This window comes from Pseudomonas syringae CC1557 (assembly GCF_000452705.1).
GTDB classification, from domain to species: domain Bacteria; phylum Pseudomonadota; class Gammaproteobacteria; order Pseudomonadales; family Pseudomonadaceae; genus Aquipseudomonas; species Aquipseudomonas syringae_F.
On the sequence record NZ_CP007014.1, the window covers coordinates 5012149 to 5028007 of the forward strand.

At 61.1% G+C, this 15859-nt stretch carries 13 protein-coding genes; 3 read left to right on the forward strand and 10 right to left on the reverse strand.

All coding sequences use genetic code 11. The annotated features are described in order from the left end of the window. Positions 1 to 153: 153 nt before the first annotated feature. From N018_RS22130 to N018_RS22165, 8 genes are read right to left on the reverse strand one after another with little or no spacing between them, the layout of a single operon-like run. Entirely contained in the window at positions 154 to 1182 is a 1029-nt protein-coding gene (locus N018_RS22130) for a septal ring lytic transglycosylase RlpA family protein (protein ID WP_024647028.1), read from the reverse strand. Next, entirely contained in the window at positions 1182 to 2189 is a 1008-nt protein-coding gene (gene mltB / locus N018_RS22135; RefSeq protein WP_024647029.1) for a lytic murein transglycosylase B, read from the reverse strand. Before mltB ends, N018_RS22130 begins: the two co-directional genes overlap by 1 nt. Before the next feature lie 17 nt (positions 2190 to 2206). Beyond that, positions 2207 to 3310: a rod shape-determining protein RodA gene (gene rodA / locus N018_RS22140; protein WP_007250893.1), complete on the reverse strand. Its 1104-nt coding sequence runs from the start codon at positions 3308 to 3310 to the stop codon at positions 2207 to 2209. 31 nt (positions 3311 to 3341) lie between these two features. After that, the gene (mrdA, locus tag N018_RS22145) at positions 3342 to 5237 is read right to left on the reverse strand and encodes a penicillin-binding protein 2 (RefSeq protein ID WP_025390756.1); all 1896 of its coding nucleotides are present in this window, start codon (positions 5235 to 5237) and stop codon (positions 3342 to 3344) included. Positions 5238 to 5265: 28 nt separating this feature from the next. After that, positions 5266 to 5733: a 23S rRNA (pseudouridine(1915)-N(3))-methyltransferase RlmH gene (rlmH, locus tag N018_RS22150; RefSeq protein ID WP_025390757.1), complete on the reverse strand. Its 468-nt coding sequence runs from the start codon at positions 5731 to 5733 to the stop codon at positions 5266 to 5268. Between the two features lie 9 nt (positions 5734 to 5742). After that, positions 5743 to 6129, reverse strand: coding sequence for a ribosome silencing factor (gene rsfS, locus N018_RS22155; protein ID WP_024647032.1), 387 nt, complete (start codon positions 6127 to 6129; stop codon positions 5743 to 5745). Positions 6130 to 6189: 60 nt separating this feature from the next. Then, a complete protein-coding gene (gene nadD, locus N018_RS22160) occupies positions 6190 to 6849 on the reverse strand; it encodes a nicotinate-nucleotide adenylyltransferase (RefSeq protein ID WP_195757205.1) in 660 nt (219 codons plus the stop codon). Between the two features lie 22 nt (positions 6850 to 6871). Then, entirely contained in the window at positions 6872 to 8137 is a 1266-nt protein-coding gene (locus N018_RS22165; protein ID WP_025390758.1) for a glutamate-5-semialdehyde dehydrogenase, read from the reverse strand. A gap of 317 nt (positions 8138 to 8454) precedes the next feature. Between N018_RS22165 and N018_RS22170 the strand changes: the two genes are divergently transcribed. The 3 genes from N018_RS22170 to N018_RS22180 all read left to right on the forward strand — a co-directional run bounded on the left by N018_RS22170 (position 8455) and on the right by N018_RS22180 (position 12583). Then, positions 8455 to 9138: a DNA-3-methyladenine glycosylase gene (locus tag N018_RS22170; protein WP_025390759.1), complete on the forward strand. Its 684-nt coding sequence runs from the start codon at positions 8455 to 8457 to the stop codon at positions 9136 to 9138. A 3-nt stretch (positions 9139 to 9141) separates the two neighbouring features. Continuing rightward, a complete protein-coding gene (locus N018_RS22175) occupies positions 9142 to 10458 on the forward strand; it encodes a bifunctional DedA family/phosphatase PAP2 family protein (RefSeq protein ID WP_025390760.1) in 1317 nt (438 codons plus the stop codon). Between the two features lie 100 nt (positions 10459 to 10558). Beyond that, entirely contained in the window at positions 10559 to 12583 is a 2025-nt protein-coding gene (locus tag N018_RS22180) for a pilus assembly protein TadG-related protein (RefSeq protein ID WP_025390761.1), read from the forward strand. Here the strand turns inward: N018_RS22180 and N018_RS22185 are convergent. Both N018_RS22185 and N018_RS22190 read right to left on the reverse strand, forming a co-directional pair. Beyond that, a complete protein-coding gene (locus tag N018_RS22185) occupies positions 12580 to 15378 on the reverse strand; it encodes a PAS domain-containing sensor histidine kinase (RefSeq protein WP_025390762.1) in 2799 nt (932 codons plus the stop codon). The genes N018_RS22180 and N018_RS22185 overlap by 4 nt on opposite strands. Continuing rightward, on the reverse strand, positions 15368 to 15823 hold the full coding sequence (locus N018_RS22190) for a TadE/TadG family type IV pilus assembly protein (protein ID WP_024647039.1): 456 nt from the start codon (positions 15821 to 15823) through the stop codon (positions 15368 to 15370). The genes N018_RS22185 and N018_RS22190 overlap by 11 nt, the downstream gene beginning before the upstream one ends. Positions 15824 to 15859 lie beyond the last annotated feature (36 nt).

Sequence of the window (15859 nt, forward strand, 5' to 3'; positions counted from 1 at the left end):
GGCGCCAGGCTGTAGCCCTGGCTGACAAAGTCGCCTGTCCGACACACGACTTTGTGGACAGTTGCCTGCAACGCTTGCCCGATGGCAAATCCACGCTGCCTGCGACTGCATCTCGCCCTCCATTGTTGCCGGAGGGCGACTGTCAAAAAAAGCTTACTGATCCGATGTCACTACGCTCGGCTGGCCAAGATTGGCCGACCTGACGCTGTTTTGCAGTTGCTGGGCTTCACCCTGCGTGTCGATCGGTCCCATCCGCACCCGATAGAGCGTTTGCTGATTGCGTGCTATCGAGCTGACGAAAACCGGCGCTCGAACCATCCCGCTCAGCTTCGACCTCAGGAGTTCCGCAGCGTCCGGGTTGGCGAAGGCTCCCACCTGGAGAAACAGCCCAGCGGCTTGTCCTGAAGCGTTTTTTTTTGCGTCAACCTGCAACGGCACGACAGGTGCGGCGTGCTGCTGGGGTGGCGGCGTGTATTGTTCGACAGTGCCGGTCGAAGTGGACAGCGCGGGCGGCGTCGCCTGGGCCACGACCTGCGGCTGATTGAGCATCAGCGGCGCCGGACGACCCCGTTGCGCCCACCATTCCTGCGGGTCGATCCCTTCAACCTTGACCCGGGCGGTGCCGGTTTCGGCGTAGCCCAGCTTTTTGGCTGCAGCGTAGGACAGGTCGATGATGCGGTCCGAATAGAACGGGCCGCGGTCGTTGACGCGCAGGATAACGGTGCGGTTGTTGTCCAGGTTGGTCACTTTGACGTAGCTGGGCAACGGCAGGGTCTTGTGCGCGGCGCTCATGCCGTACAGGTCATACACCTCGCCATTGGCGGTGTTCTGACCATGAAACTTGGTGCCGTACCAGGAGGCGGTGCCCGAGGCGACGTAACGCTTGGCATCGCTCATCGGGAAATAGGTCTTACCCAGCACGGTGTACGGGTTGGCCTTGTAGGCACCTGTGTGCAGGGTCGGCGTCGCATCCGGGATACGTGAAACATCCACATCCCACCACGGCGCGCCGTCCTTGTGGGCACGGTTGATGTCCAGCCCCGGCATCGAACGCACCACTGCTCCGCCTTTCGGCGACTGCGTGGAGGTCGTGCGGGACGGCGACGAGCAACTGGCAATCAGCACTGCCAGACCGGTCAACGCCAGAAGCTTGAATGATTGAATGATCGGCAATGCCCGCATTACTTGACGCCTCGAGCTTGAACCATCGATTCAGACAGCTGATACACGGCCATGGCGTACATCACGCTGCGGTTATAACGAGTGATTGCATAAAAGTTATTCAGACCCAGCCAGTATTCAGGACCCTGGTCGCCGTCCAGACGGAACGCCGTCACGGGCATGTCATCGCGAAGCGCATCATGACTCGCCCAGCCCAGCCCTCGCAACTCCCCAACCGACATTACAGGGTCCAGAGCAGGGCTCAGCCCTTCGTCGACACGGTCACCGCGTGCCGTGGCACGGCTGACAACCGGCTGACCGGCTACCCAGCCATGACGTTTGAAATAACTGGCCACACTGCCGATTGCATCGTCCGGGTCGGTCCAGATATTGATATGACCATCGCCGTCGAAATCCACTGCATAAGCGCGAAAGCTGCTCGGCATGAACTGCGGCAGCCCCATCGCTCCGGCATAAGAGCCTTTGAGGGTCAGCGGATCAACCTGTTGCTCGCGTGCCAGGAGCAGGAACTCGCGCAGTTCCTTGCGGAAGAACTGGGCGCGTGGCGGATAATCGAAGCCTAGTGTCGAAAGCGCATCGATCACGCGGTAATTACCGGTATTTCGGCCGAAAAACGTTTCCACCCCAATGATCGACACAATGATCTGCGCCGGTACACCGTATTCCTGCTCGGCACGCGCCAGTGCAGCCTCGTGCTGACGCCAGAAGTCGACGCCGCGGGCAATGCGCGCGTCGGTGATGAACATCGGCCGATAGTCCTTCCACTGCTTGACCCGTTCGGCGGGGCGGGAAATCGCATCGAGAATGGCCTGCTTGCGCTCGACCTCACGGAACAGGCTCATCAATTGCTCACCGGCAAAGCCGTGATCGCGGGTCATTTCACCGACGAATTCAGCGACCTGAGGCGAGCCTTCATAGTCGCCGGCGAGCACTTCCTGCACTGATCCGAGGATGCCTACCAGACCGACCACTGGAGCATATCGAGCCCAGTTAAGCACTGCTTGCATTGAATTGTTCACCTTAATCAAACCTGTGCGATCCATTTACGATGTGTATGGATCGACATCAAAACTCCAAACGCTGACAGTAGCGTCACCAGCGAAGTTCCGCCGTAGCTAATGAAGGGCAGCGGCACGCCCACCACCGGCATCAGGCCACTGACCATACCGATGTTGACGAAAACGTAAACAAAAAACGTCATGGTCAGCGCGCCAGCCAGCAATTTGCCGAATAACGTCTGCGCCTGTGCGGTAATCACCAGTCCGCGACCGATCAGCAGCATATAGATGATCAGTAGCGCGCAGATGCCCACCAGCCCGAACTCTTCACCCAGTACCGCAATAATGAAGTCGGTGTGGCTTTCCGGCAGAAAGTCCAGGTGCGACTGAGTGCCCAGTAGCCAGCCCTTGCCGAATACCCCGCCAGAACCGATGGCAGCCTTGGACTGAATGATGTTCCATCCAGTGCCCAGCGGATCGCTTTCCGGATCGAGAAAGGTCAGTACACGCTGTTTCTGGTAGTCATGCATGAAGAAGAACCACATGGCCACCGCAGCAGGCACGGCGGCGGCCAGCACGCTGAGAATCCAGCGCCAGCGCAGGCCGGCCATGAACAGCACAAAGGCACCGGACGCCAGAATCAGCAGCGAGGTACCGAGATCAGGCTGGCGCACGATCAGCACGAACGGCACGCCGATCAATGCCAGACTGACCGCAACATGCTTGAGATGCGGCGGCAGCGTGCGCTTGGACAGGTACCAGGCGATAGTCGCAGGCATGATGATCTTGAGAAATTCCGAGGGCTGGAAGCGAATCACGCCGGGAATGTTGATCCAGCGGGTCGCGCCCATGGCGTTGTGGCCCATCACGTCCACCACCACCAGCAACAGCACGCCAATGACGTAGAGCACCGGCACCCAGCGAGCCATGAATCTCGGCTCCAACTGCGCGATCACCACCATGGCCACCAGGCCGATGCCGAACGAACTGGCCTGCTTGATCAGCAGATCCCAGTTCTTGCCACTGGCCGAATACAACACGAACAGGCTGCCCGCCGCCAGGGTCAGCAGCAGAATCAGCAAAGGACCGTCAATGTGAATGCGCTGCAGAAACGTGGCGCGGCGACGCATCACGTCTTCGCTGGAGAGGATGCGGTCAAAATTACTCTTCACGGGCCGCAGCCTCCAGATTCCGGGAATCAGCATACTCAGGCTTGAGATGGCCGTTTTCGTCGAGCAGCCAGGCGTCCATGACCTGGCGCACGACCGGTGCCGCGACGCCCGAGCCGGACTCGCCGTTCTCGACCATCACGGCCACGACGATTTTCGGGTTGTCGGCCGGCGCGAAGCCGACGAACAAGGCGTGGTCGCGATGGCGCTCCTGGACCTTGGTGCGGTCATACTTCTCGCCCTGCTTGATTGCCACGACCTGCGCCGTACCGCTCTTGCCGGCAATCCGGTATTGCGCACCGATGGCTGCCTTGCGTGCCGTACCGCGCGCGCCGTGCATGACTTCCTGCATGCCATGGTTGACCCGTCCCCAGTTGGTCGGATCACGCAGCACGATGTTCGGCATCGGGTTCTCGTCCACCGGCGGCTTGCCTTCGATGGTTCTGGCCAGATGCGGCCGGTTCCAGACGCCTTTGTTGGCCACCAGCGCGGTGGCCTGCGCCAGTTGCAGCGGCGTGGCCTGCATGTAGCCCTGGCCGATCCCGAGAATCAGCGTTTCACCGGGGAACCAGGCCTGGCGGCGAGTAGCGCGCTTCCAGTCCCGGGACGGCATCAGGCCGGGCGACTCTTCGAACATGTCCAACGAGACTTTTTCGCCGATACCGAACTTGTTCATGTAGGTCGCCAGCCGATCAATACCCAGCTTGTGCGCAAGATCGTAGAAATACGTGTCATTTGAACGCATGATCGCCGTGTCCAGGTCAACCCAGCCATCACCGGTGCGGTTCCAGTTACGGTACTTGTGATCGTAATTGGGCAGTTGGTAGTAGCCCGGGTCGAACACACGGGTGCCGGGCGTCACTACCCCGGCGTCCAGCGCGGCAATCGCCACCGCAGGCTTGATGGTCGAACCCGGAGGATAAAGGCCACGCAGAATACGGTTGAACAGCGGCCGGTCGATGGAATCACGCAATTCGGCGTAGGCCTTGAAGCTGATGCCGGTCACGAACAGGTTCGGGTCGAAACTGGGCGCACTGACCATCGCCAGCACTTCCCCGGTACTCGGATCCAGCGCCACTACCGCACCACGACGCCCACCCAACGCAGCTTCGGCAGCTTCCTGAAGATTGATGTCCAGGCTCAGGACAATATCCTTGCCAGGGATCGGATCTGTACGCTTGAGTACCCGCAACACGCGGCCACGGGCGTTGGTCTCGACCTCTTCGTAGCCGACCTGACCATGCAGGTCGGGCTCGTAAAAGCGCTCGATACCGGTCTTGCCTATATGGTGGGTGCCGCTGTAATTGACCGGATCGAGGCTTTTCAGCTCTTTCTCGTTGATGCGCCCCATGTAACCGACCGAGTGCGCGAAGTGCGGCCCCTGCGGGTAATGACGCACCAGTTGCGCCACCACTTCGACGCCCGGCAGGCGGAACTGGTTGACGGCGATCAGGGCGATCTGCTCTTCACTCAATTCGAACAGGATCGGCACCGGCTCGAACGGCCGACGCCCCTGCTTCATACGCTTTTCGAAAATGATCCGGTCGTCGGGGGTGAGCTGCAAAATATCGACAATGGTATCGAGCACGCTGGACCACTCACCCGAACGCTCACGGGTCATGGTCAGACTGAAGCTGGGCCGGTTGTCGGCCACCACGACGCCATTGCGGTCGTAGATCAGGCCGCGACTGGGCGGAATCGGCTGAACGTGAACACGATTGTTTTCCGACAGCGTGGAGTGATACTCGTACTGGATGACCTGCAGGTAATACAGCCGGGCAATCAACACACACACCAGCAACACGACCGCCACAGCACCGAACACGACCCTGCCGCGCACCAGACGTGCGTCTTTTTCGTGGTCTTTTAGGCGGATCGGTTGAGACATTTAGGCCGTGTTCACAGTAAAGACGATGCTACTTGTGATAAGGGTGCCCGGACAGAACTGTCCAGGCGCGATACATCTGCTCGCCGATCAGAATGCGCACCAACGGGTGCGGCAAGGTCAGCGGCGACAGCGACCAGCGTTGCTCACTGCGCGCGCAAACCTCCGGTGCCAGGCCCTCGGGACCACCCACCATCAGGTTGACCGTGCGAGCATCGAGACGCCAGCGATCGAGCTCGACCGCCAGTTGCTCGGTGCTCCAGGGTTTGCCATGCACTTCCAGTGTGACAACCCGCTCGCCCGGCTGCACCTTCGCCAGCATCGCTTCGCCTTCCTGACGGATAAAGCGCGCGACGTCGGCGTTCTTGCCACGGGTATTGAGCGGGATTTCCACCAGTTCGAGGGCAAGCTCGGAGGGCATACGCTTGGCGTATTCGTGCCAGCCTTCCTCCACCCACTTGGGCATGCGCGAACCCACCGCGATCAGACGCAAACGCACATGGATGCCTTATTCGTTACCCGGGGTATGGTGCGCGGCGCTGGCTGCACGGCTTTGCTCGGCACCCTGCCACAGACGTTCCAGATCGTAGAACTGGCGTGCAGCGGCGGTCATCACATGAACGATCACATCGCCCAGGTCCAGCAGAACCCAGTCGCTGTCGCCCTTGCCTTCTTCGCTCAGGGATTTCAGACCGGCAGCCTTGACCTTGTCACGGACGCTGTCGACCAGTGCATTCAGCTGGCGATTGGAAGTACCGGTGCAGATCAGCATGTAATCAGCGATGCTGGTCTTGTCACGCACGTCGATGGTCAGGATGTCGGCACCCTTGATCTCTTCGAGGGCTGCAACCGCAACCTTGACGACTTCTTCACTGCTCATTTTTTGCTTTGTCATATAAAACTCATTCAGCTCGTATGTGTGGGACCGCCCAAACGCTTGTCGATAAAAGCAGTTTCAGGGCAACCCATCTGTGTTCGGCGCACGGTAAAGCCCGTGCGCATCGATATAGGCCAGTACCGCGTCTGGCACCAGAAAACGTACCGACTTACCGCTGGCCAGCAGTTGTCGGATCTGGGTGGCAGACACCGATAACGGCGTCTGCCAGACGAATGTAATCTGTCCGCCCGGCCCTCTCAGGGCCTTGGGATCACTGACTGCACGTGCCGCCAGCAGATTGCGCATGGCATCCGGCGACTCGCTGTCTGCGTCCGGGCGTTGCAGCACCACGATATGGCAGTGCTCCAGCAGTTCTTCCCACCTGTGCCAGGTCGGCAGCCCGCAAAAGGCATCCCAACCCAGCAACAGGAACAACTGGTCATGAGGCGCCAGTTCTGCGCGCATCGATTCCAGCGTGTCGAGGGTATACGACGGTTTGTCCCGTTTCAGTTCACGGTCATCCACCGTCAAGGGCGACACACCTGCAACCGCACTCCTGACCATCGCCAGACGGTCCTGAGCGGTAACGCTCGGCATGTCACGATGCGGAGGCCTGGCGCTGGGCGTCAGGCGCAACTCATCGAGTTCCAGCAGTTCAGCCACTTCAAGCGCACCGCGCAAGTGACCGATATGAACCGGATCGAACGTCCCGCCGAGCATACCGATACGTCTGGGCAGCACAGCCACGGGCTCGCTCAAGTCAGGCTTGCCCGCGCAATTGACCGTCGCCGATCACGATGTACTTCTCGCAGGTCAACCCTTCCAGCCCGACCGGGCCACGGGCGTGCAGCTTATCAGTAGAAATGCCGATCTCGGCACCCAATCCGTATTCGAAGCCGTCCGCAAAGCTCGTCGGCGCGTTGACCATGACCGAACTGGAGTCGACTTCGGCCATGAAGCGGCGAATCTGGCCCTGATGCTCGGAAACGATGGCGTCACTGTGATGCGAGCCATAGTGATTGATGTGTTCGATGGCCTCGTCCAGCCCGCTGACGACCCGAATGGACAGGATCGCCGCCAGGTACTCGGTGTGCCAGTCCTCTTCGGTGGCAGCAACGACATCGATCAGTTCGCGGGTACGTTCGCAGCCGCGCAACTCGACACCCTTCTCGCGAAACTGCGCCGCCATCTGCGGCAGGAAATCGGCTGCCACGGTCTGATCGACCAGCAGGGTTTCCATCGCGCCACAAATACCGTAGCGATAGGTCTTGGCGTTAAATGCAATCTTCTGCGCCTTGGGCAGGTCGGCGTGCGCGCTGACATACACGTGGCAGATACCGTCCAGATGCTTGATGACCGGCACGCGGGCGTCACGGCTGACGCGCTCGATCAGGCCCTTGCCGCCGCGCGGGACGATGACGTCCACGTACTCGGGCATGGTGATCAGCGCACCGACGGCCGCACGGTCGGTGGTTTCCACCACTTGCACCACGGCAGCAGGCAAACCGGCCTCGGCCAGACCGCGCTCGATACAGGCTGCAATGGCACGGTTGGAATGAATCGCTTCGGAGCCGCCGCGCAGGATGGTCGCGTTACCGGACTTCAGGCACAGACTGGCAGCATCGATGGTCACATTCGGACGCGACTCGTAGATGATTCCAACAACACCCAGTGGCACGCGCATCTTGCCGACCTGAATACCCGATGGCCGATAGCTCATGTCGCGGATCGCACCGACCGGGTCTGCGAGGCTGGCAACCTGACGCAACCCGACAATCATGCTGTCGATACGTGCGGGGGTCAGGGCCAGACGTTCCAGCATGGCCGGCTCCAGCCCGCTCGACTGACCGTTGGCCAGGTCCAGCGCATTGGCGGCAGACAGCTCGTCACGCGCGGCGTCGAGCGCGGCGGCGGTAGCGTGCAGGGCGCGGTTCTTCTGCGCGGTGCTGGCACGACCGATCACGCGCGAGGCTTCGCGGGCGGCGCGACCCAGGCGGGTCATGTAGTCAAGAACGGACTCGGTCATGGTCTCAGAGGTCTTGGCAAAGAGGAAAGCGGCCGATTATAGCTGTCGTGGGGCACGAACGACAGCGCAGACAGGCGGATGGTCAATAACAGTGCGCAGATTTTTGCCCGTATCGGCGCTCATCGTTGCCCGCCTGCGTCACCCAGCGAGCGCCAGTACAACGCGGAGCTCGGCTGGCCACGTCAAGCCAAGGCCACATGGCCTGTCATGATTCGGTCATTTTCAGAAACAACAAAGTCGGCAATAGCGACACATTCAGCTGCAATTAAAGTTGCGCTTGCTATGATCGGGCATCTTCTCAAACTGCCTGTCCGATTATGCCCACTGCTGCGCCCGTTGCTCTCCCCGACAGTTTTTTCCAGCGCGATGCCCAGCTACTGGCGCGCGACCTGCTGGGCAAGGTCATCCGCCACAAGGTCGGTGATCTTTGGCTGGCGGCGCGGATCATCGAAACCGAAGCGTATTACTGCGCAGAGAAAGGCAGCCACGCCTCGCTCGGCTACACCGAAAAACGCAAGGCGCTGTTCCTCGAAGGCGGCCACATTTATATGTACTACGCGCGCGGCGGCGACTCGCTGAATTTCAGCGCCGAAGGCCCTGGCAATGCCGTGCTGATCAAGTCGGCATTTCCGTGGACCGACACCACCAGCGACGAAAACGCCTTGGCGCAGATGCAGTTGAACAACCCCGACGCCAGCGGCGCAGTCCGCACAGCGCAGAGGCTCTGCGCTGGCCAGACCCTGCTCTGCAAGGCACTCGGCCTGAAAGTGCCCGCCTGGGACGCCAAGCGTTTCGATCCACAACGCCTGCTGGTCGAGGACGTTGGCCAGACACCTGAACGCATTATCCAGACCACCCGACTGGGCATCCCCAGCGGACGCGATGAGCATCTGCTGTATCGCTTCGTGGACGCCGGTTACGCCCGTTTCTGCACACGGAACCCTCTCAGACGCGGTCAGGTCGAAGGCCGCGACTATTTACTTCTCGATCAAGGAAACTGACCCATGGGCGATCTGCTCAATGGCATGACCGGCTGGTTGACGGAAAACCCCTCCTGGGTGGCTGTCGCGATCTTCTTAGTCGCTTTTACCGAGTGTGTCGCGATTGTCGGGATCGTCGTGCCGGGCACCGTGATCATGTTTGCCATTGCCGCCCTGGCGGGCAGCGGCATCCTGCCGTTGAGCGAAGTCCTGCTCCTGGGCTTTCTGGGCGGGCTGCTCGGCGATGCCGTGTCGTATTTCATCGGTCGTCGTTTCCACCAGAGCATCCGTCAGTTGCCGGGCCTGCGCACGCACCCGGAGTGGATGGCCGGGGCCGAAACCTATTTTCATCGCTATGGGATTGCCAGCCTGCTGGTCGGCCGCTTCATCGGCCCGCTGCGGCCCATGCTGCCGATGATCGCCGGTATGTGCGACATGCCGCTGCCACGCTTTATAGCAGTCAGTGTGCTGGCGGCCGCGGGCTGGTCGATTGCCTACCTGATGCCTGGCTGGGCAGCCGGTGCCGCCATTCGCCTGCCGCTGCCGGAAGGTTTCTGGCCCGAGGCTGCGGTTGTCGGTGGCGGGCTGGCGATTCTGTTTGGAATGAGCATCCAGAGCAGCATTCGCCAGAAGCGCTATGCCACCAAGGTGATTTCCGCGCTCAGCCTGATTCTTGTAGCCGGCCTGTTCATCGGCTGGCCGCATCTGTCCGATTTCGACAACGGTTTGATGACACTGGTCCAGGAACACCGCAGTGAAGCCGCGCAGAACATTGTGCTGTTCGTCACCAGCATCGGTGACTTCAAGGCTCAGTTGCTGGCGGCGTCGCTGCTGATCATCGTGCTGGCGGTGGCCAGACAATGGCGTCATGCAGCCTTTGCACTGACCGTGACCCTGGGCACCGCCATCGCGAACGGCACACTGAAAACACTTTTCGCCCGTGCGCGCCCGGAAGTGCTCCTTGATCCGATCACCTCCTACAGCATGCCCAGCGGACACAGCTCTGCGGCTTTCGCGCTGTTCATGACCCTTGCGGTGCTGGCGGGACGTGGCCAACCGGTGCGCTTGCGCCTGACCTGGATGCTGGTCTGCGGCATTCCGGCGCTGTCGATTGCCCTGTCGCGTGTGTACCTGGGCGTTCACTGGCCGACGGATATCCTGGCCGGCATGCTCTTGGCGTTCTGCGTCTGCGCCGCCAGTCTGGCGTTCTTCCAGCGCAAGGAATCGCTGCCTGCGATGTCGGTCAGGGTCTGGTGGCTGGTCGTTCCGGCGATGACTGCGCTGCTCGGCATATTTGCCGTGCGCGCCTTGTCCCACGCGGTATTGCGCTATCAGTACTGACCGTAAACAGGGAAGTTGACAGCTTGCCAGCGCGCCTTCGAGGCGTTGTCTACACTCCCGAAACAGGAGAGTGAGCGACGGCGTTGCCGAAGGAGTGTTGATGTCTCGCCTGATTCGTTATGCCGCCTCGCGGCGTCGGCAACGCGGCGCAATCGGTCTGATGGCCGCGCTGACGCTGGGGCTGGCGTTGCTGTGCGCGCTGGTAGTGGTCGACAGCGGCAGGCTTTATCTGGAGAAACGTTCGCTGCAGAGAGTCGCGGACATTGCCGCGCTGGAAGCCGCTGGACGTCGAGGCACGTGCAGCGGCACATCCAGCGCCGCCGACTTTGCCAAACAGAGTGCCATACGCAATGGATTTACCCCCGGCAGCGACGGTCGCATACTGGCAACCCGTTGCGGCACGCTGGTGTTGAATGCTCTGAGCCAGCGAACGTTCAGCGTCGATCCTACGCAGGCGCTGGCCATTGAGGTGGTCGCCACACACCCCGTACCACGCAGTATCGCAGCGGGTATCGGAGCCTTGTTCGGCGGATCGGCGACGCCCGTGAACGTTGCGCTCAGCGCCACGGCCGTTGCTGCGAGCGCCTCGCCACTGGCGGCCCTGACCATCCGTAGCGCGACGGTCACCATAGACAGCACCAGAGCGGCGATCCTCAACCCGGTCATCGGCAGCCTGCTCGGCAGCACGCTGAACCTCAGCGTTGCCAACTGGCAAGGCCTCGCCAGCACCGATCTCAGCCTGCTCAACTACCTGAACCGGCTCAAGACCGACCTCAATCTGACGGCCGTGGGCTACAGCAGTGTGCTCAACACCTCGGTGTCGGTCAGCCAGTTGATTCAAAGCGCGATCAATACGCTGGACCCCGGCGCGACGCTGGGCGGCACCTCAACCATTGCGGGCTTGCAGGCCTTGAAACTGGTTTCAGGCGCGACCAAGGTGACACTGGGCGATTTACTGTCGATACAAGGCGCTCCGGACATCACAGCATTGAGCACCAATCTGCGACTGATGGACCTGGTCCAGGGCATCGCGCAACTGGCCAACAACAAAACCGGCATTTCAACCGCCGCGCAGATCAATGTCGGCAATCTGGCGCAGGTCACCACGCGTATTCAGGTGATCGAGCCGCCGCAGCTGTCAGCCATCGGCGACCCGAGCAAGATCGACCGGGCCAACCCCAAGACCGGTGCCAACCGGATTTACGTGCGCACCGCGCAAATGCGCGCGCTGGTCTCGATCAACCTGCCGGTGCTGGGCACGATTACGTCGCTGGTCAACACCGCAGGCTCGGTGGTCGGCAGCCTGACGCCGATTCTTAACAGTGCGCTGGGGCTGAACATTGCAGGGCTGGGAACTTCGGCCACCTGTGCGCTGGGGTTGACCAGCTGTATGGTGACCGACTTTCAGTTTCTGACCTCTGGTACATCTGGCCCCAGAATCGACCTGAGCCTGTCGCTGGCCAGTGCCGACAGTTATGTCACCGGTTTCACCTGCACCAGTAACACCAGCAAAACCCTGAGCGTCAAAACCGACGCAGCCTTGCTAAGTGCCAAGGTCGGTCAGATATCTGACAGCAACGCTTTTCCGGCCAGCACTGATCCGGCGGCAATCACCGCCCTGCCCCTTCCAGTGATTGATATCGGCACCAAAACCTGTCAGAAAATCGCTGGCCTGCTGGGCAATTGCACCACCCGCACACCCTTCGGCGGTGGCGGCATTGGCCTCACATTCGACACGGTCAGCCAGTCAGCACTGGGCAGCTCGTCGGTTGTCAGCACCACCTTCGGTTCGCCCAGTCTGCCGGAAATCAGCAAATCGCCGTATTTCCTGACACGTGTTGCGAACACCAAGCCGAGCACCTTGCTCAACGGCACGGTTTCAAGCGTGAAGGTGAATGCCTACAAACCTGCGACCAGTAACGTGCTCGGCAACGTCATCACCGGGGCGGCTGCAACGCTGAGCAGCCTCACCGTCGCGCTGGATGCCATCGTCGAAGACACGCTGACCCACTTGCTGACATCGGTCGTTGACCCGCTTTTCGAGTCCCTGGGCCTTAACCTGGGCGCCACCGACGTCGGCGCCAACCTGAGCTGCAACCTGGGCCAGGCGACGCTGGTGATCTAGACGGTATTGAATATCGGCAACTCAATGCTGAATCGCGCTCCTTCGTCCACGTTGCTCACGGTGAGCTGACCGCCCATCTGATCGACAATGCCGTAGCTGACCGACAACCCCAGCCCGGTGCCGACGCCCACCGGTTTGGTGGTGAAAAACGGCTCGAAAATACGCTCCAGCAGGCGCGGATCAATACCACCGCCGTTGTCCTGCACCACCAGGCGGATGATGTTTTCATCCCGCCCGGCCTCGATACTGATCCACGGCTCGAACCCCCGGTCCTTTTCCCGACGCGACAACAACGCATCCCGGGCATTGACCATCAAATTGATCAGCACCTGTTCCAGTTGATCGACGTGTCCACGCACCTGCACGCCCTCAAGCATGCTCCCGACACGCAGTTGAACGCCTTTGCCTTTCATGCCTTCAGTCAGCATCGAGATCGTGCCTTCGACCGCTTGAACCGGATCGAACAGTTGCTCCTCGACCTCGGAGCGGCGACCGAACACCCGCATGTGGTCCACCACCCGAGCAGCACGTTGCACCTGAGCGTCGATGCGATTGAGCTTTTCGGTGAGGTATTCGATATCCACGTCGCCGCGCCCCAGACGCTTGAGCACGTTGACCACCGCCATGCGCATGACATTGAGCGGCTGATTGATCTCGTGGGCCAAACCGGTGGCCATTTCGCCGAGGGTCGCCATTTTGGCGCTCTGGTTCAGTTGCATCCGGGAGCGGCGCACATCGGTGTTATCACGCCCTACCGCCTGAACCTCGACCAGCTTGCCCTGCTCGTCGAACACCCCCCGGTCTGCCCACACCCACCAAGCGTATTCACGACCGGGCAGTTCAATACAGATCTCTTCGGTGCTCAACGGCGACTCAGGGGTCAACAGCCCAATGCGCTTTATGAACGCCTCGCGCTGCTCATCGGAGAGCCAATCGCCCAGATTGATCCCGGTCAGTTGCTCCGGGGTGCATTCCATGTAGTTGGCCAACGGCCGGTTGCCGAAACTGAGCACCAGGTCGGGCGTGTAGCGACAGATCATCGCTGGCGAGTCCTCAACCAGAATCCGGTAACGCTCTTCGCTCTTGCGCACCTGCTCCGCCGCCAGGGTCGCCTCGGTAACATCAAGCCACAGGCCGACTGCTTCCACCGGGATACCGAGGTCATCGCGCAGCAAGCGTGCTTCGTCCAGCAGCCAGTGATAGTCGCCCTGCCGATCGCGAAGCCGATAGCGCCGACTGACGAAGCCTTCGCGCAGCAGCTGTCGAGTGCGCTCAAACCAGATGTCACGGTCTTCGGGGTGAATGTATTCAGCCAATTGACCGTCTACGCAATCCGCAAGCGTCCAGCCGAGCAACGGGGCGAGGCTGTCACTGAAGAAAGTCGGCTCCAGGTTGCCCTGATCGTAACGCTGCACATAGATCACTGCGGGCGAACTGGCAATCAGGTTATCCAGCCTGGCGTGCGCGGCGGCCGCTTCGGTTTCCTGATTCTTGATATCGCTGACGTCGAGCATGAAGCCCAGCACCCGCTGCACCTGACCACTGACCAACGCCTGCCCCTGAATACGAAACCACAGGGTTTCTTGAGCCGGATCGCTCTGCGCCAGGCGCACGCACAGCAACATTGGCGTGCCTTTGTCGCGCAGACTGGCCAGGCGGCTGGACAACTCCTGCCGATCTGCCGGATGAATCAGCGCCAGCCAGTCCGGACGCGACAGGCTCTCGACCCGGGCGCCTACGCGCAAATTGCGCGCCAGCTGCGGGGCGAGCAGGATCTCGTCACTGGCCGGCAGCAACTCCCACCAGCCAGTACCCAGCAGATCCTGCAGCACCGCCAGACGCTCGACGTGATGACGATTATGCTGCTCCGACAGGCGAAACAGTACCGGCCCGGCCAGCGCCGAACACAGGTTCAGCCATTCGCGTTCACCCAGATCCGGCGCCTGCTGCTGCGGGTCATAAAAGCCGAACATCAACCAGGCCCTGGCCACGTTGTCCCGACTGTGAGGGATCAGAAAACCGTTGGCGTTGCCGAAGGCGCTTTGCAGCCCGGCGTGTCCGCCGTCGCTGCCGTCGCTGCCGTCGCTGCCGAACTTCAATTGATGCGCACTGTTGGCATCGAACAGGTCCAGTGCGCTGCCCAGGCGCTGCCCGACCTGCCACAGCTCGGGCGCGGTGTGGGCGCTGTATTGACAGTAGACACGCCAGCCGACGCCGCTGATTTCCGGCAGCACCAGCGCGACGCAGGGGATACGCCAGAGCTGCGCCAGCTCCTCCAGTTGCTCGGTCACCACTGCGGTGAGCCGCTCGACGTTGCAAACCCGTACCCGCTCCGCCATCTGTCCGGCAAAACGCAGGCACTGCTGACGGCTGCGCGCAGCACTCGCCTCTTCCATCAAGTCGCTGATGTCCAGCAATTGCAGCAGCCAGCTCCTGCCGTGCGCCTGTACCCAGCCACGGGCGTGCAGCGTGTGCGCGTCAGCACTTTTGAAATCCAGGTCGAGCATGTGCCCCAGCCAGTCGTGCGGCACCCCTTCGATGACCAGCGCACTGTTGGGCAAAAGCAGGTTCATCAGGCGTTGCGTCGCAGCCACCGGCGCGGCGATACCCAGCCGCGCTAGCAAATTCGCACTGAGGCTTTGTACCCGCCCCTCGTCGTCCAGCAGCAGGTAGAGTTCAGCGCCAATCGGATCAGGCTCGCTGCCTGGTGTCACATTCTGCGGCACACTCTGCGGCCCGGGCGACGTACCACCACGGCCCAGCCAACGGCTCAGGCGGTTTTTATCAAGGGACAAGTTGCAGACTCGCTTGTGCAGTGAGGTTATTCGGCAAGCGCGGGACTTCACCAATGCCCGGGAGCGTCAACAGCGGCAAGACCTGGGTCAAGCGGGTTTTGGGATATTGGATAGTCACCGTCAACACGCCAGCGGTGTAGGTCACGTTGGTGTAGGCAGAACTGAAACCCAACGCAGCCGGCATCCATGCCAACTGCGTCATGACCACGCTCTGCGCCTGGCTGCGCAACAGGCTGTCGTAATTGGCAACGGCCGGACTGAGCGCGACACTTCGGCGCACGGCTTCACTGGCAGCCGCATTGAAAGACTGCATCATCAGCAACGGCAGGCTATAACTCACCATGCCGTAGAACACAGCAAAAAAGATGACGAACACTGCCGCGAATTCAATAGCAGCGGCGCCCCGTTGTTTACCCGGAGAGGAATGATGCAAGACTGTTTTCATGCCGACGTCTACCCTGACACTTGCGACTTCAAAACA